The sequence below is a fragment of the Aldersonia sp. NBC_00410 genome (genome assembly GCF_026342035.1).
Lineage (GTDB): Bacteria > Actinomycetota > Actinomycetes > Mycobacteriales > Mycobacteriaceae > Aldersonia.
Window position 1 is genome coordinate 689,143 of the sequence record NZ_JAPENM010000001.1, and the last position, 16,196, is coordinate 705,338.

The 16,196-nt window shown below is 68.2% G+C and carries 14 protein-coding genes; 9 read left to right on the forward strand and 5 right to left on the reverse strand.

From position 1 onward, the window contains the following. Positions 1 to 23: 23 nt before the first annotated feature. Complete coding sequence (gene rfbB / locus OG921_RS03290) at positions 24 to 1,037, reverse strand: dTDP-glucose 4,6-dehydratase (protein WP_266110897.1); 1,014 nt, start codon at positions 1,035 to 1,037, stop codon at positions 24 to 26. A gap of 32 nt (positions 1,038 to 1,069) precedes the next feature. Further along, complete coding sequence (locus OG921_RS03295; protein ID WP_266111045.1) at positions 1,070 to 2,029, reverse strand: alpha/beta hydrolase; 960 nt, start codon at positions 2,027 to 2,029, stop codon at positions 1,070 to 1,072. A 353-nt stretch (positions 2,030 to 2,382) separates the two neighbouring features. On the opposite strand from OG921_RS03295, the gene rfbA reads away from it, so the two are divergent. Together rfbA and OG921_RS03305 are read left to right on the forward strand one after the other, a co-directional pair. Further along, positions 2,383 to 3,258 (forward strand): glucose-1-phosphate thymidylyltransferase RfbA, encoded by an 876-nt coding sequence (gene rfbA, locus OG921_RS03300; protein WP_266110898.1) that lies wholly within the window; start codon positions 2,383 to 2,385, stop codon positions 3,256 to 3,258. A 38-nt stretch (positions 3,259 to 3,296) separates the two neighbouring features. Continuing rightward, entirely contained in the window at positions 3,297 to 3,869 is a 573-nt protein-coding gene (locus tag OG921_RS03305; protein ID WP_266110900.1) for a dTDP-4-dehydrorhamnose 3,5-epimerase family protein, read from the forward strand. On the opposite strand, the gene OG921_RS03310 is transcribed toward OG921_RS03305, so the two are convergent. Further along, positions 3,853 to 4,671 carry a DUF72 domain-containing protein gene (locus tag OG921_RS03310; protein WP_266111046.1) on the reverse strand — a complete coding sequence of 273 codons (819 nt, stop codon included), beginning with the start codon at positions 4,669 to 4,671 and terminating at the stop codon, positions 3,853 to 3,855. The genes OG921_RS03305 and OG921_RS03310 overlap by 17 nt on opposite strands. Positions 4,672 to 4,902: 231 nt before the next feature. Here OG921_RS03310 and OG921_RS03315 point away from each other — a divergent pair, with 231 nt between their 5' ends. Together OG921_RS03315 and OG921_RS03320 are read left to right on the forward strand one after the other, a co-directional pair. Continuing rightward, complete coding sequence (locus OG921_RS03315) at positions 4,903 to 5,349, forward strand: hypothetical protein (RefSeq protein WP_266110901.1); 447 nt, start codon at positions 4,903 to 4,905, stop codon at positions 5,347 to 5,349. 137 nt (positions 5,350 to 5,486) lie between these two features. Then, a complete protein-coding gene (locus OG921_RS03320; protein WP_266110902.1) occupies positions 5,487 to 7,748 on the forward strand; it encodes a molybdopterin-dependent oxidoreductase in 2,262 nt (753 codons plus the stop codon). On the opposite strand, the gene OG921_RS03325 is transcribed toward OG921_RS03320, so the two are convergent. Together OG921_RS03325 and OG921_RS03330 are read right to left on the reverse strand one after the other, a co-directional pair. After that, positions 7,708 to 8,181, reverse strand: coding sequence for an AMP-binding protein (locus tag OG921_RS03325; RefSeq protein ID WP_266110903.1), 474 nt, complete (start codon positions 8,179 to 8,181; stop codon positions 7,708 to 7,710). The genes OG921_RS03320 and OG921_RS03325 overlap by 41 nt on opposite strands. Before the next feature lie 83 nt (positions 8,182 to 8,264). After that, on the reverse strand, positions 8,265 to 8,759 hold the full coding sequence (locus OG921_RS03330) for a GtrA family protein (protein WP_323182653.1): 495 nt from the start codon (positions 8,757 to 8,759) through the stop codon (positions 8,265 to 8,267). Between the two features lie 81 nt (positions 8,760 to 8,840). On the opposite strand from OG921_RS03330, the gene OG921_RS03335 reads away from it, so the two are divergent. The 5 genes from OG921_RS03335 to OG921_RS03355 all read left to right on the forward strand — a co-directional run bounded on the left by OG921_RS03335 (position 8,841) and on the right by OG921_RS03355 (position 16,193). Beyond that, a complete protein-coding gene (locus tag OG921_RS03335) occupies positions 8,841 to 10,283 on the forward strand; it encodes an FAD-binding oxidoreductase (protein ID WP_266110905.1) in 1,443 nt (480 codons plus the stop codon). Between the two features lie 12 nt (positions 10,284 to 10,295). After that, complete coding sequence (locus OG921_RS03340; protein WP_266110906.1) at positions 10,296 to 11,057, forward strand: decaprenylphospho-beta-D-erythro-pentofuranosid-2-ulose 2-reductase; 762 nt, start codon at positions 10,296 to 10,298, stop codon at positions 11,055 to 11,057. 103 nt (positions 11,058 to 11,160) lie between these two features. Next, positions 11,161 to 12,282, forward strand: coding sequence for an NAD(P)/FAD-dependent oxidoreductase (locus OG921_RS03345; RefSeq protein ID WP_266110907.1), 1,122 nt, complete (start codon positions 11,161 to 11,163; stop codon positions 12,280 to 12,282). A 145-nt stretch (positions 12,283 to 12,427) separates the two neighbouring features. After that, positions 12,428 to 14,272, forward strand: coding sequence for a galactan 5-O-arabinofuranosyltransferase (locus OG921_RS03350; protein WP_266111048.1), 1,845 nt, complete (start codon positions 12,428 to 12,430; stop codon positions 14,270 to 14,272). A 73-nt stretch (positions 14,273 to 14,345) separates the two neighbouring features. Continuing rightward, the gene (locus tag OG921_RS03355) at positions 14,346 to 16,193 is read left to right on the forward strand and encodes a glycosyl transferase (RefSeq protein ID WP_266110908.1); all 1,848 of its coding nucleotides are present in this window, start codon (positions 14,346 to 14,348) and stop codon (positions 16,191 to 16,193) included. The last annotated feature ends 3 nt before the right edge of the window (positions 16,194 to 16,196 follow it).

The window sequence follows — 16,196 nt, forward strand, 5'->3', positions numbered from 1 at the left end:
CCACGCGGGTGCGGCGATCAACGTCAGTGCGTGGGCAGGGTCCGTTCCCCCTGAGCGGCGTAGGCGTGTTCGACCGCCTCCTTGCGCGGGCGCCACCACGACTCGTTCTCCCGGTACCAGCGCACGGTCGCGGCGAGCCCCTCGCGGAAGTCGCGGTAGCGCGGTTGCCAGCCCAGCTCGCTGCGCAGCAGCGTCGAGTCGATCGCGTACCGCATGTCGTGCCCGGGCCGGTCGGTGACGAAGTCGAAATCGTCCGGGTCACGGCCGAACTCGGCGAGCAGAGCGGCCACGACGGACTTGTTGTCGAGTTCGCCGTCGGCGCCGATCAAATACGTCTGCCCCAGTCGGCCGCGCTCGAGGATGTCCCACACCGCCCGGTTGTGGTCGTCCACGTGGATCCAGTCCCGCACGTTCCGGCCCGCGCCGTAGAGTCGCGGCCGAATCCCGTCGATGAGGTTCGTGATCTGGCGTGGAATGAATTTCTCCACGTGTTGATAGGGGCCGTAGTTGTTGGAGCAGTTCGAGATTGTCGCGCGCACCCCATACGAACGGGCCCACGCGCGGACCAGCAGATCACTCGACGCCTTCGTGGCGGAGTACGGGCTGGACGGGTTGTACGGGGTGGACTCGGTGAACCGCTCCGGGTCGTCGAGTTCGAGATCGCCGTACACCTCGTCCGTCGAGATGTGGTGGTAGCGCACGTCGTGCCTGCGGACCGCCTGCAGCAGCGAGAAGGTACCGACGACGTTGGTCTGCACGAACGGCCACGGGTCGGCCAGCGAATTGTCGTTGTGCGATTCGGCAGCGAAGTGCACCACCGCATCCACGCCACTGACCAGTTCGTCGACGAGATCGAGATCGGCGATGTCGCCGTGGACGAAGTCGATCCGGTCGGCCACCGAATCCAGCGATGTCCGATTCCCCGCATAGGTCAGCGCATCGAGGACCGTGACGGTGATTTCGGGGCGCTCCGCCACCGTTTGCAGCACGAAGTTGGCACCGATGAATCCGGCTCCGCCGGTGACGAGAATGCGCACAACGCGACAATACCGACGCCCGACCGCCGCGCTCAGGCGATTCGACCCCGGCCGGTGCGCGGCGGCGAGGTGCGCGATCGGATGAACCGGGCGACCCCTGCCAGCGCAGCGCGACTCTCCGGCAGGTTCGGTGCCAGCGCCGGGAAGGCATGCACCTGACCACGCCACAGCTGCAGTTCGGTCGAGACCCGCGCCCGCCGCAGCCGCTTCGACATCAGCTCGGCGTCGCAGCGCAGCACCTCGTCCTCGGCGCAGAGCAACAGTGCCGGCGGAAGTTTCGCCAGCGCACCGTTGACCGGCGAGAGCAGCGGGTCGATCACCCCGTCCACCGCGCCGCCGAGCCGGCAGACCGCGGCAAGGCCACGTACCGCCACGAACGCGTCGAGTTTCGCGTTGGCATGGGTGAATTTGTCCGCACAATCGAGGTCGAGCAGCGGCGACATGCCGACCAACCCGGCGGGCCGCGGCAGCCCCTCCTCGATCGCCTTCAATGCCGTCGCGAAGACCAGGAAGCCACCCGCCGAGTCACCCGCGAACACGACCTTGCGTGGGTCGGCACCCTGATCGAGCAGCCACCGGTAGGCGGTGAGACAGTCCCGAACAGAGCCCGCGATATTCGTCTTCGGTAGCTGCCGATACTCGACGTTGATCACCGGCATTCCGGTTCGGCGCGCGAGGCCGGCGACCACCGAACGGTGCGTGTTGGTGCCGCAGGCGACGAATCCGCCACCGTGGAAGTACAGCACCACCCCGTCGCCGTGGTGCGCCATCCGGTCGACGGGCCGTACGACCTCGAGCCGCAGCTCGGGCAGTCGCACCCGGTCGCAGGCGATGCCGGACGGAACGCCGCGCACCCCGGCGAGTGCTTCGATCAGGAATGCCGCGCGCAGTCCGAGCGAGGTGACCGGCGCGACGCGCACCGCGGGGCGGATGACACGGCGGCACAGCTCGAGCACAATGCGGGATTGCGGACTCGGGCCCGCCGGGTTCATCAGAATCGCCTCATCGGCCTTGCGGCGACGACGGGCGGAATGATCCGGCCGTATCTGCGGCTCCGTTACCGGCATCGCGCACATGCAATCCTCCACTCCACGCGCACCGACACGACCGCGACGGAAGCGGCATGGTGTGAAACGTCGGCGCTGACGGTTTCCTGCATCTTTCCCGCATCGCTAGCAACGGAAACACCCGAGGCGGCGACCGTCGCCGGATTTGCCGAATTCGACGAGAAATCGGTAGGCAACCGTGATCGACCGTGACGAACCGTGATTTTTCCGCCCGACCTGGACGGATCCCCTCGATCGCGATCCGTAACGTGGACGCGCGCGGCTGAGACACTTACTGCGTGCGCGGAATCATCCTGGCCGGCGGAACCGGCTCACGACTGCACCCCATCACGCTTGGGGTGAGCAAACAGCTCGTGCCGGTCTACGACAAGCCGATGATCTACTACCCGCTGTCCACGTTGATGCTCGCGGGAATCCGGGACATCCTGGTGATCACCACGCCCGGCGACGCGCAGGCGTTCACCCGGCTGCTCGGCGACGGTTCCCGCCTGGGTGTGTCGATCAGCTACGCGGTGCAGGAGAAGCCGGACGGGCTGGCCCAGGCGTTCGTGCTCGGCGCCGACCACATCGGCACCGACTCGGCAGCACTCGTACTCGGCGACAACCTCTTCTACGGCCCCGGCCTGGGCAGTCAACTGCATCGGTTCGGCGACGTGCACGGCGGCGCCGTATTCGCGTACTGGGTGTCCGACCCGACGGCCTACGGCGTCATCGAATTCGACCCGAACGGACGGGCCGTGTCGATCGAGGAGAAGCCGAAGAAGCCGCGGTCGAATTACGCGATTCCCGGCCTGTACTTCTACGACAACGACGTTGTGGAGATCGCCCGCGACCTGCGGCCGTCCGAGCGTGGCGAATACGAGATCACCGACGTCAACCGCGCCTACCTCGACGCGGGCCGACTGCAGGTGGAGGTGCTGCCCCGCGGCACCGCCTGGCTCGACACCGGAACCTTCTCGTCGCTGCTCGACGCCTCGAACTACGTGCGCACGGTGGAGGAACGTCAGGGCCTCAAGATCGGCGTGCCCGAGGAGGTCGCGTGGCGGCGCGGCTTCATCACCGACGATCAGCTGCGCGAATGCGGCGAGCGCCTGACGAAGTCGGGCTACGGGAATTACCTGCTACAACTACTGGACCAGGGGCGGGAATGGTAGGGCGGGCGAGACACCGCCGGGATTGGTAGGGACGTCGGATGCAGATTCGGGAGCTGTCGATCGCCGGCGCATGGGAGATCACGCCGAAGCAGTTCGGCGACGGCCGCGGCGTTTTTCTGGAGTGGTTCAAGTCATCGGAGTTCCAGCGCGCGACCGGCGCACCGCTGGCACTGCAACAGGCGAACTGCTCGGTGTCGGCGGCCGGCGTGCTGCGCGGCATCCACTACACGTTGAGCCCGCCCGGGCAGGCGAAGTACGTGACGTGCGTGCGCGGCGCCTTCCTCGATGTGGTGGTCGATCTGCGCCCGGACTCGCCGACGTTCGGCACCTGGGACAGCGTGCTGATCGACGATGTCGACCGGCGCGCGGTCTACCTGTCCGAAGGCCTCGGACACGCCATCCTGTCGCTCGAGGACGACTCGACGGTGATGTACCTGTGCTCGATCGAATACACCCCGGAGCTCGACCGGGACGTGGATGCGTTCGACCCGGCGATCGGTATCGACTGGCCGACCACGGCCCGGGACGGCCGGCGGCTCGAGTTCGTCCGGTCCGGGAAGGACGAGGCGGCACCGAAGCTGGCCGACGCCGGACTCAGACGAGTTCGATGAGCCGCTTGGCGTCGAAGGGCGCGCGCACTTTGACGTCGTTGTCGAAGTAGACGTACACGTCCCGACCCGATGCCGCCCAGCCGCGAACCTTCGCGGCCCAGCGCTGCAGTGCGTCCTCGGTGTAGCCACTGGTGTAGAGCTCGACATCGCCGTGCAGCCGGACGTAGACGAAGTCCGTCGTGAGGTGTTCGAGGTAGGGGAATTTTCCGGCGGTGTCGGCGACCACGATTGCCACCCCCGCCTGCTTCGCCAGCTCGACGAACTCGTCGGACGCGAAGCTGGCGTGGCGAACCTCGATCGCGTGCCGCAGCGGCCGGTCTTCGTCGGTCGTCGTCCAGGCCCGCTCGTCGATGCGCTCGTCGTGGCCGAGGGCGAGTTCCGCCGCGCCGGCGGTGGTGTGCGGCAGCAGACCGAGAAACGCTCGCAGCGTCCGCAGCGATTCCTCTTGAAACTGAAAAGTGGGCGGAAGCTGCCACAGCAGGGGTCCCAGACGAGGTCCGAGCGCCAGTACACCGGAGGCCAGAAAGTTGGCAACCGGAGTCTCCACGTCGCGCAGCCGTTTGAGGTGGGTGACGAACCGGGGCGCCTTCACAGCGAAGACGAAATCGGACGCCGTTTGCGATGCCCAGTGCTGGTAGCTGGCGGGCCGCTGAAGCGCATAGAACGATCCGTTGATCTCGACCGAAGTCAGTTGGTCGGCGAGGTACGCCAGCTCCTTGCGCTGCACGAGACCCGGCGGATAGAACACCGAACGCCACGGCGGATAGACCCATCCGGAGGTGCCCACGCGGACCGTGCCGATCCGTGAATGTGCCGCAGCCACAACTTGATCCTTCTCCGCGCCGGGAGGCCAATACCACGGTGATCACCACCACATCGGCTGAACAGCGCAAACGGCCCAGTCGAAATGAAAATGGAAACAACCTGTAACTATTTGTGTGACCTGGACGATAGTCCGGGAAACGTGTAGCTACTCGATCCAGAAATGGAGGATGTAGTGCTGACTCTCTCCCCACCGGCACCGCCTCACGCCATGAGCGCACCCGCTCCAACGTACGACCGCCACGACTGGACAGTCACCACGGCGGCCGATGAAGTGTCGCTGCTGACAGACGACAACATGGGCGGAATCGAACTCGCCGGTGATCTCGCGCGCGGTGTGCATGAGTACCTGCACGTGAACGGGCTGATCGGCCCGGTGCTCGAGCTTCCCGGCAGCGAGTTCCGGGAGATCCACGTGGTCGCGGGCCTCGCGAAGGCCGAAATGGCACTCGCCTGGCTGATCGAGGCCGGTGCGACCGTCCACCGCGGTGGCACGGCGATTCCGCTGCCGGCGACCGAGTCGGCTGCAGCCGGCCAGTGGTCGAGCGCCCCCGATCGCGCTATGCCCGCCGCCGTCGCCCTCGCGGCCGCGGTTCGTGCGGTACAGGCTCGGAATGCGCGCAGTGCGACGGCGCACGCCCGTTCCGCCGCCTCCTGACCGGGCCGCAGCGCGACAGCCACAAATCGACTTTCCTCTCCCCACCCCGCACACCGACGGGCGCAATCCCCCGCGCAATCCCTGACCGTCGGTGTGCGGGGTTCTTTTTGTCGGTCCTGCGGCACAGAATGAGTGCCATGCCGACCCCTGAACCTCGTCGAAACGAAACTCGTCGAACCGCAGGCTCCCGACGGACCGTGCTGCGCACCTGCCCGCTGTGTGAGGCGGTCTGCGGACTGCAAATCGAACTCGACGAGCACGACCGCGTCGTCTCGGCCCGCGGCGACCGGGACGACCCGTTCAGCAAGGGGTTCATCTGCCCGAAGGGCGCGAGCCTCGGCAAACTGGACGAGGATCCCGACCTGCTGCGCGCGCCGATGATCCGCACCGGTGACACCTGGCGCGAGGTCGGCTGGGACGAGGCGTTCGACGCGGTGGCCGCCGGCTTCGGCGCGGTCGTGGCCGAACACGGCCGTTCCGCGCTCGCGCTCTACGCCGGCAACCCGAGCGCACACACCGTGGCCGGCGGGCTGTACCTGCCGGTGCTGCTCCGTGCACTCGGCACCCGCAGCTTCTTCAGCGCCAGCACCGCCGATCAGATGCCCAAACACGTTGCGTCCGGGTTCATGTTCGGCGATCCACTCGCCATCCCGGTCCCCGATCTCGACCGCACCGACTACCTGTTCATGCTCGGCGCCAACCCGATGGAATCGAACGGCTCGCTGTGCACCGCGCCCGACTTCCCGGGGCGGATGAAGGCGATCCGTGCTCGGGGCGGGAAGGTCGTCGTGGTCGATCCGCGCCGCACCCGCACGGCCGACCGCGCCGACGAGCACATCTTCATCCGGCCGGGGACCGACCCGTTCCTGCTGTTCGGGATCGTGCATGTGCTGTTCGCCGACGAACTGACCGAGATCGATGTCCGGAGCGGAACCTGCGGAGCGACCAAAATTCCGGTGGCGGGTCTCGACGAGCTACGGGCCGTGGCGACGCTGTTCTCCCCCGAGATCGCCGAGGCGCAGACCGGCGTTCCCGCGGCGACCATCACCCGGATCGCGCACGAACTCGCGGCGGCGAAGACCGCGGCCGTGTATGCGCGAATCGGCACGTGCACCGCCGAGTTCGGCACCCTCGCGCAGTGGCTCGTCGAGGTGGTCAACGTCCTGACCGGGAATCTGGACCGACCGGGCGGTGCGATGTTCGCGACTCCCGCGGTCGGCCGGATCCGGCGCAGCCGGCCCTACCGCACCGGACGCTGGACAAGCCGGGTGCGTGGGCTGCCGGAGGCGAACGGCGAGTTGCCGGTCGCCACCCTCGCCGACGAGATCGAAACACCGGGCGAGGGCCGGATCCGCGCGCTGGTCACGGTGGCGGGCAACCCGGTGCTGTCCGCGCCGAGCGGCGACCGGATCGGCCGGGCGCTGCCGGAGCTCGACTTCATGGTCAGCGTCGATCGCTACCTCAACGAGACCACCCGGCACGCGAACGTGGTGTTGCCGCCCCCGACCACGCTGCAGTCACCGCACTACGACTTCGCGCTGCTCGGATTCGCGGTGCGCAACTACGCCCGCTACTCACCACCTGCCCTGCCGCTGGACGCGCAGCCGTCCGAGGCCGAGATCTTGGCCCGGCTGGCGATGGCCGCCGCCGGGCAAGCCGGCGATCCGGCCCTCGCCGACGAACTGGTGATCGGCACGACGCTGCAGAAGGCGGTCACCGTCGCCGGGAGCCCGGTCGAGGGCCGTGACACCGCAGAACTGCGCGCCGAACTCCGTGGCGAGACCGGCGCCGAACTGCGGCTGGACATGATGCTGCGGCTCGGCCCGTACGGCGAATGGAACGGCGGCACGCTGAACCTGCAGGCACTGCTGGACAACCCGCACGGCATCGACCTCGGCCCGCTGCAGCCCCAGCTGGACGAGCGGCTGTGCACGGAATCGCGGCGGGTCGAGCTCGCCCCGCCCGCGCTGGTCGACGATGTGGCGCGGCTGCGGGAGTACATCGCCCGTGCCCGGCCGGAGCTGGTGCTGATCGGGCGGCGACAGCTGCGTTCCAACAACAGCTGGATGCACAACGTTGCCTCCCTGGTCGGCGGCTCCAACACCTGCACGCTGCAGATCAATCCGGCCGACGTGGACCGACTGGGACTCGGCGACCAGGCCGTGGTGAAGTCCGCGGCGGGCGAGCTCACCGTGCCGCTCGAACCGACCGACGCGATCATGCCCGGGGTGGTGAGCCTGCCGCACGGCTGGGGTCACGCGCGCAGCACGCAATCGGTTGCCGCGGCGAATGCAGGAGTGAACGCGAACGAACTCACCGACGACGCGCTAATCGACGTGCTCTCCGGTAACGCCGTGTTCAACGGGGTGCCGGTGACGCTTGCTCCGGTGACCGCCTGACCCGTTCGTCGGTTAGCTCTCTGGCCTGCGCCGGGAGCCACGGATGCTGGATGCGGTCGTTTTCGGTGAGCGGTTCGGCGGGCTGCACCGCGGCCTCGCGCTGCAGGCCGGGATCATCGAGTTCGAGCCAGCGCACGCTCGGCGGCAGCGGGGTCAGAAACGCCCCGAGCGTGATGCCCAGGTCGGCGCGGGCATCGGCCACCACCGCGGAGATGCGCCAACCTGGTAATCCTGGATCGACCGCGACGCTGTGCGCACCGGCGCGCACCACCGCGGATTGGGCCAGGCGGGTGTCCTCGATCGAGCGCAATGCCGTGACCACCGTGCTACCGGGACCGACGCCATAGCCGACCAGCATGCGCGCGAGCTGATTGGCGCGCCGATCGGTCTGCTGCGTTCTCGATGCGTCTCTCGTTGTGTCTTGGCCGTCCATCGTGGCCTCCCGGCTCCCCCAACCTCCAGTAGACGCCCCGTTCGGCAGCGCCGCCACCCGGACTCGCTATTCGGATCGGCCGGTCAGTGAATTCGGAAGATCACCACGCGCTGCACGATGAAATTGATGACCGTCGCCGTGCCCTGTGCGATGACGAAGGCCACCGGCACGCGCCACCATTGATCGGGCAGCGCGTGGTAGAGCGCGAAGTTGATCCCGACCTGCACCGCGAAGGTCACGCCGTACAGCGCGATGACGGCGGCGAACCGGGCGCGACTCGGCGGGGCGTTGAATGTCCACCGCCGATTGATCACGTAGGCGGTCGACGTGCCGGCGATGAAGCTGATCGATTTGGCGACGCTGACGTGCAGCCCGGCGGACAGCAACGCCACGTACAGGCCGAAGTCCACGATCGCGGAGAGGCCGCCGGTGATGGCGAACCGGACGACCTGCGTGACGAGGTCGACATCGGTACCGCCCGGCTCGTCGGTGAGCGGCAGTTCGGGCGGGAGCGGGAGATGTGGTTCGTGGGTACTGGCCCCCCGCTGTTCGCCCCCACTGGTTTCGGCTTCGGACACGGTGACGAGGGTAACCGGCGGCCGAACGACGTCCTACGAGCCGCGCGATCGGTGCTGGGCGCTGAGGTAGCCTCAATGCCGATGTCTCAGCCTATTGACCTCGAAAGCGCCGCAGCGGCACCGGTCGCGAGCCCGCTGCCGACGCAGACCCGCTCCCTGCACGGCTGGGGGCGCACGGCTCCCACCACGGCGGAAGTGCTCCGCACCCCCGACACCGAAGTGATCGCCGCAGCGGTCAAGCAGGTCGCCGAGCAGAACGATGGCAAGCCGAGCCACCTGCGGCGCGGCGTCATCGCGCGCGGCCTGGCTCGCTCGTACGGCGACAATGCGCAGAACGCGGGCGGACTCGTCATCGACATGACCGCGCTGCACAAGATCCACAAGATCGACGCGGGCAGCGGCCTGGTCGAGGTCGACGCAGGGGTCAACCTCGACCAGTTGATGCGCGCCGCCCTGCCGTTCGGCCTGTGGGTTCCGGTGCTGCCGGGCACCCGTCAGGTCACCGTCGGTGGCGCGATCGGATCCGATATTCACGGCAAGAACCACCACAGTGCGGGCAGTTTCGGCAACCACGTGCGCTCGATGGACCTGCTGACGGCGGACGGCGAGATCACGACGCTGACCCCGAAGGGCCGCAACGCCAAGCTGTTCTGGGCAACCGTCGGTGGCTGCGGGCTGACCGGCATCATCCTGCGCGCCACGATCGCGATGACCCCGACCGAGACGGCGTACTTCATCGCGGACGGCGACGTCACCGCGAGCCTGGACGAGACGATCGCCTTCCACAGCGACGGCTCGGAGAGCAAGTACACCTACTCCAGCGCCTGGTTCGACGCGATCAGTGCGCCGCCGAAGCTGGGCCGGGCGGCGATCTCGCGCGGGTCGCTCGCCACCGTCGACCAGCTGCCCAAGAAGCTGCAGAAGAACCCCCTCGGGTTCAGCGGCAAGACGTTCTTCACGGTCCCGGACGTGTTCCCCAACGGGCTGGCCAACAAGTACACCTTCGGTCCGATCGGCGAAGCCTGGTACCGCAAGGCGGGCACCTACCGCGACAAGGTGCAGAGCCTCACCGCGTTCTACCACCCGCTCGACATGTTCGGTGAGTGGAACCGCGCCTACGGCTCGAACGGCTTCCTGCAGTACCAGTTCGTGGTGCCGCCGGAGTCGGTCGGCGAGTTCAAGAACATCATCATCGATATCCAGAAGTCCGGGTTCTACTCGTTCCTCAACGTCTTCAAGCTGTTCGGCCCGGGAAACCAAGCGCCGCTGAGCTTCCCGATGGCCGGCTGGAACATCTGCGTCGACTTCCCGATCAGCGACGGTCTCGATGCGTTCCTGTCCGCCCTGGACCAGCGGGTGCTCGAGTTCGGTGGCCGGCTCTACACCGCGAAGGACTCGCGAGTACGGGCCGAGACGTTCCACCGGATGTATCCACAGATCGACGAGTGGATCAAGGTCCGCCGTACCGCCGATCCCCATGGTGTGTTCATGTCCGACATGGCCCGCCGCCTCGAACTGAACTGAGCTGGAGTCGTTTTGATCAACGCTGTCGGTAACCCCCAGACACTGCTGCTGTTCGGTGGCACCTCCGAGATCGGTCTCGCGATCTGCACCGAATATCTGAAGAAGGGCCCGATGCGGGTCATCCTCGCCACACTGCCCGGCGACCCGGGCCGCGACGACGCGGTGAAGCAGCTGAAGTACGCGGGTGCGAGCAGCGTCGAGGTGATCGATTTCGACGGGCTCGACACCGACTCGCACCCGAAGGTCGTCGACGAGGCGTTCGGTCAGGGCGACGTCGACGTCGCGATCGTCGCGTTCGGTCTCGACGCCGACCCCGAGGAACTGTGGCAGGACCAGCGCAAGGCAGTCCGGATCGTCGGCGTCAACTACACCGCGGGCGTCTCGGTCGGCGTGCTCGTCGCCGCGAAGATGAAGGCGCAGGGCTTCGGCCGGATCATCACCATGTCCTCGGTCGCCGGCGAGCGGGTGCGGCGGTCCAATTTCGTCTACGGCTCCACGAAGGCCGGACTCGACGGGTTCTACCTCGGTCTCGGCGAAGCGCTCAAACCGTTCGGCGTCCGCGTGCTGGTCATCCGTCCCGGCCAGGTGCGCACCCGGTTCAGCGCACACGTCAAGGAAGCCCCGCTCACCGTCGACAAGGAATACGTTGCCGCGCTGGCCGTTTCCGCCTCCGACAAAGGCAAGGACCTGGTGTGGGCGCCCGGGCCGATGAGGTACGTGATGTCCGCGCTGCGCCACGTCCCGCGCCCGATCTTCCGCAAGCTGCCGATCTAGGCGGGGGTTCCCGGACCCCCGGTGTGATTCGCCACAGCCCTTGGCCTCGGCCGCGCACCGTGGTTTAGCGTCGATGTATCGCGAACTACGGGGGGTGGATGTCGTGAGCACACATGTCGTCATCATCGGTGCGGGGTACGCCGGGGCAGGCGCGGCCAAGCGCCTACTGTTCAAGAATCCGAATCTGCAAGTGACAGTGGTCAATCCGCGCACCGAGTTCGTCGAGCGAATCCGGCTGCATCAGCTCGCGGTCGGAAACCGCGAGGCCACGCTGCCACTGGCGGATGCGCTGCATCCGAAGGCGCAACTGGTGGTCGGCACCGTCACCGCCATCGACGCGCCCGAGCAGGAGGTCCGGCTCGCGAACGGGCGGACGCTGCGCTACGACCACCTGGTCTACGCGGTCGGCAGCACTTCCCGGGTCGACCACATCGCCGGCGCACGCGAACACGCCTTCCCGATAGCCGAATACGAGTCGGCGTCGGCCTTGCGTACACACCTTGCCGCACTTCCTGCGGGAGCGCCGATCGTGGTGGTTGGTGGCGGATTGACCGGCATCGAGACCGCCGCGGAACTCGGTGAACAGCAGCCCGGGTCCCCCGTCACGCTCATCTCGAGCGGCCCGGTCGGGGACGACCTCACCGAGAAGGCCCGGACACGAATCCGCCGGGTGCTCACCTCGCACGGGGTCGACATCGTCGAAGGCGCCACGGTGACCCGCATCGATACGACCAAGATCGAACTGGCCGACGGACGGGTGCTCGGCGCCGAATGTGCCGTCATCGCAACGGCGTCGGGGGTGCCCGCGTTGGCCCGCGACAGCGGCCTGCCGACCGACGCGCACGGTCGACTGCTCGTCGACGCCACCCTGGAATGCCCGGAATACCCGGGCATCGTCGGCGCGGGCGATGCCACCGCGATCGCCGGCGGCGCGCTGCGGATGAGCTGCCAGGCGGCGACTCCGCTCGGCGCCCACGCCGCCGACACCATCCTGCGCCGCCTCGACGGCAAGGCGCCCAAGCCCGTCCGCCCGCGCTTCGTCGGCCGGGCCATCAGTCTGGGCCGGCGCGACGGCGTCATCCAGCGCACCGATTTCCTCGACAGCCCGGTCGGCACCGTCGTCGGCGGCCGCGTCGCCGCCATGCTCAAGGAACAGATCTGTGTCGCCACGGTGAGCTGGGGCGTCAATCCCCGGCGACCGGTGCTGTTCACCTGGACCCGATGACGCACCCGCCCGCGCCGGGAGGCTGGGCAGCGGTGCGCGCCTAGACTCACGGCTCGTGACGACCACCGCCACCCCCGTATCCGCCGAACCGACGCCCGACCGCCCGGCCCGTCCCGCGCGTCGCGCGCTGCGAGTCGTCGGGGAGATGGTGGCCGCGATCGTCGTCGCCACCGTTGTCGCGGCGGTCGGACTCACCGCGTTCGCGATCGTCGAATGGCCGTCGTTCAACTCCTCGAACGTCACCAAGGCGCTGACCACCGTCGGGCAGTTCGTCACCCTCGCGGTGCTCGGCGTATCCATCGTGTTGATCCGGCTGCGTCGGTGGCCGTGGCTCGGGAAGGTGCTGTCCTGGGCCGGGCTCTCCGGGTTCGTCACCGTCACGCTCGGCATGCCGCTCTCGGCCACCAAGCTGTACCTGCTCGGCATCTCGGTCGATCAGCAGTTCCGTACCGAATACCTGACCAGGCTCACCGACTCGGCCGCGCTGCACGACATGACCTACGCCGACCTGCCGCCGTACTACCCGGCGGGCTGGTTCTGGATCGGTGGCCGGGTCGCGAATGTGCTCGGGATGGACGGCTGGGAGGCGTTCAAGCCGTACGCGATCGGGTCGCTCGCCGTGGCAGCGGTGGTGGCGCTGGTGCTGTGGTCCGAACTCATCCGTGCCGACTGGGCGGTGGCCGCCGCGACCGCCGTCACCGCGGTGCTGCTCGCGTTCGGCTCGCCCGAACCGTACGGCGCGATCATTGCGCTGCTGCTCGGCCCGGCGCTGATCCTGGCCTGGGGTGCGCTCTACCGCCCGAACGCCGCCCCGCGAGCCGGGTGGGCCGCAGTGGCCGGAACCGGGCTGTTCATCGGGCTCGCCGGGACCTTCTACACCCTCTACGCCCTGTTCGCGGCGTTCGCGATCGGGCTGATGGCGGTGGTCGCGGCCGGTGTCGCGATTTACCGGACGGGCACGTGGCGGGCGATCCGGCCACCGGCCGTTCGGCTCGTCGTGATCGGCGCGATCGCCCTGCTCGTCTCGCTCGTCGTGTGGCTGCCGTATCTGCTCGAACTGCGCAACACCCGTCCGCCGAACAGCGGCAGCGCGACCCACTACCTGCCCGACTCGGGGGCGCACTTCCCGCTGCCGATGCTCGATCCGTCGCTGCTCGGCGCGCTGTGCATGCTCGGCACGCTGTGGCTGGTGTTCCGCTCGGCCACGTCGCGGCGGGCGCAGGCGCTCGGCATCGGTGTCGTGGCGATCTACCTGTGGACATTGGCGTCGATGACGTTCACCGCGATCGGCAACACGCTGCTGTCCTTCCGACTCGAGCCGATCCTGCTCGCGCTGCTCGCCGCGGCGGGGGTGTTCGGATTCCTCGAGGTCGCCCGCGTGCTGTACCAGTTCTTCGGCGAGCCGGCCCGGTTCCGGATCGCCGTCGCGTTGGTCGGTGTGCTCGGCGCCGCCTCGTTCGCGCAGGACATCCCGCACACGCTGACCCCGGAGATCACCACCGCCTACACCGACACCGACGGCGACGGGGTGCGCGCCGATCAGCGTCCACCGTCCGCGGTGTCGTACTACGCCGAGGTGGACCGGGCGTTGACCGCGCAACTGCCTCGGCCGCGCAACGAAACCGTCGTGCTGACCGCCGACATCTCCTTCCTGTCCTATTACCCGTACTTCGGTTTTCAGGCGCTGACCTCGCACTACGCGAACCCGCTCGGCGACTTCGCCGGCCGCGCCGCCGAGATCGGGCGGTGGAGCGAACTGCAGACTCCCGACCAACTGATCGCTGCGCTCGACGCGAGCCCGTGGCGCGGCCCGGACGCGATCCTGTTCCGGCAGAGCGAGGACGGTTACACACTGCGGCTCGCCGAAGACGTGTATCCGAACGATCCGAACGTCCGCCGCTACACCGTCACGTTCGATAAGGCCCTGTTCGACGACCCGCGCTTCCAGGTGACCGAAATCGGGCCATTCGTGCTGGTCGTCCGCCGATAGCGGGCTCCGCGGTCTATTCACCTGTACCCTGGACCCCCGGACCGTTATCGAAACGAGACACCCGGGGAGACGGATGCGCGAGCAGGAGGCTGTTGCCGAACCGCTCGCCACGCTCCCCGACGCCGCCGTCAACGCGGTTGTAGCCGCGCCCGTCGTCACCACTGCCCCCAAGCTCGCGCCGCGGCGCACCCGCGAAAAGCTGCGCCGGTGGTGGAATCTCGACCGAGCGGATGCCATCGCCGCGCTGACCTACCTCGCGCTCGCGGTGTTCGTCCTGCACCGGCAATGGCGACACCTGCACAGCGGCTACCTCGTCAAGAGCGGCCAGGACCAGACCATGTGGGAGTGGTTCTTCGCCGTCACCGCTCACTCGGTGGCGCACCTGGACAACCCGCTCGGCACCACGCTGCAGAACCACCCGCTCGGGGTGAACATGATGGCGAACACGGCGATGTTCGGCGTCAGCATCCCGCTCGCCCCGCTCACCTGGGCATTCGGTCCTACGATGACCTACGTCCTGGTGCTGACCGTCGGCCTGTTCGGCACGGCCATGGCCTGGTACTGGCTGTTCTCCCGCGAACTCGTCGACTCCCGTCTCGCTGCCGGGGTCGGTGGCGTGTTCTGCGGATTCGCCCCGGCGATGGTCTCGCACGCGAACGCGCATCCCAACTTCGTGGTGCTGTTCCTGCTGCCGATCACCGCACTGCTGCTGATCCGGATCAGTCGGCGCACCCCGACCCTGCGCTCGGTGCTGCGCGACGGAACCCTGCTCGGGGTGCTGATGGCCGCGCAGATCCTGCTCGGTGAGGAACCGCTGCTGCTGTTCGCGATGGGCCTCGGGCTGTTCGCGCTCGTCTACCACGCGCACCGGCCGATCAGCGGGCTGAGCGCGCTGCTTCGCGTCGCGGCGCCGGTGAGCCTCGCGGCAGTGCTCGCCCTCGCGTTCACGGTCGTACCACTGTGGTGGCAGTTCCTCGGCCCACAGAGTTACCGCTTCATCGACCACGGTCAGATGGGCAACGACCTCAAGACGCTGATCCAGTTCCCGTCCGAGTCGATCGGCGGGCTGCTGCTGCCCGGCCAGAACGTCGCGATCAACCCCACCGAGGAGAACGCCTACTTCGGCTGGCCGCTGCTCGGGTTCATCGCGATCCTGGCGGTGTGGCTGTGGCGCAACCGGGTCGCGCGGGCGGCGACGGTGACCGTGCTCGTGATGGGCGTCATCTCGCTCGGCGCCGAGCTGACCATCGGGGAACGGGCGACCGGGATCGAACTGCCGTGGCTGTGGCTCGGGAAGTATCCGCTGCTCGAGTCGGTGCTGGAGACCCGGTTCGCGATGGCCTGTATCCCGGCCATCGCGGTGCTCCTCGCGCTGGCCGTCGACCGGGGCCTGCGCTCGGGCTACCTCGCGGTTCCGGTGTTCATCGGGCTCGCAGTCGCGCTTGTTCCCCTCGCGCCGACCCCACTCCCGGTGGTCAGCCGCTCGGCGACCCCGGAATTCTTCACCGATGGTTCATGGCAGCAGTTCAGCAGCGGCGGCTCGGTGGTGACCGTGCCACTGCCCCGGCCCGAGGACGCCACCGCACTGCGCTGGCAACACGATGCCGGGTTCGCGTACCCGATCGCGGGCGGCTACTTCGTTGGACCGGCCGGTGCCGAGAAGAAGGGCAAGTACGGTCCCGACGACCGGCCGACAGCCCTGCTGCTGGCCAGGATCGCGTCGACGGGCACCGTGCCCCCGATCGATGAGCAGACCAAGGCGACCGCACGCGCGGATCTGCGATTCTGGCAGGCCGACATGGTGGTGCTGCCGCAAACCCAGAACCGCCAGGTGCTGCAGTCGGCATTGACCGATCTGCTCGGCTTCGAGGGCGAGCGGGTCGAGGGTGTGCGGGTGTGGGACGTGCGCGGGCTGCGCTGAGGA

What these genes read in the sequence shown, in the direction of transcription:
- OG921_RS03355 (WP_266110908.1), top strand. Translation starts at nt 14,346, where the DNA reads ATGCGCGAGCAGGAGGCTGTTGCCGAACCGCTCGCCACGCTCCCCGAC.
- OG921_RS03305 (WP_266110900.1), top strand. Translation starts at nt 3,297, where the DNA reads ATGCAGATTCGGGAGCTGTCGATCGCCGGCGCATGGGAGATCACGCCG.
- OG921_RS03325 (WP_266110903.1), bottom strand. Translation starts at nt 8,181, where the DNA reads ATGGACGGCCAAGACACAACGAGAGACGCATCGAGAACGCAGCAGACC.
- OG921_RS03350 (WP_266111048.1), top strand. Translation starts at nt 12,428, where the DNA reads ATGGTGGCCGCGATCGTCGTCGCCACCGTTGTCGCGGCGGTCGGACTC.
- OG921_RS03315 (WP_266110901.1), top strand. Translation starts at nt 4,903, where the DNA reads ATGAGCGCACCCGCTCCAACGTACGACCGCCACGACTGGACAGTCACC.
- OG921_RS03320 (WP_266110902.1), top strand. Translation starts at nt 5,487, where the DNA reads ATGCCGACCCCTGAACCTCGTCGAAACGAAACTCGTCGAACCGCAGGC.
- OG921_RS03335 (WP_266110905.1), top strand. Translation starts at nt 8,841, where the DNA reads ATGTCTCAGCCTATTGACCTCGAAAGCGCCGCAGCGGCACCGGTCGCG.
- OG921_RS03295 (WP_266111045.1), bottom strand. Translation starts at nt 2,029, where the DNA reads ATGAACCCGGCGGGCCCGAGTCCGCAATCCCGCATTGTGCTCGAGCTG.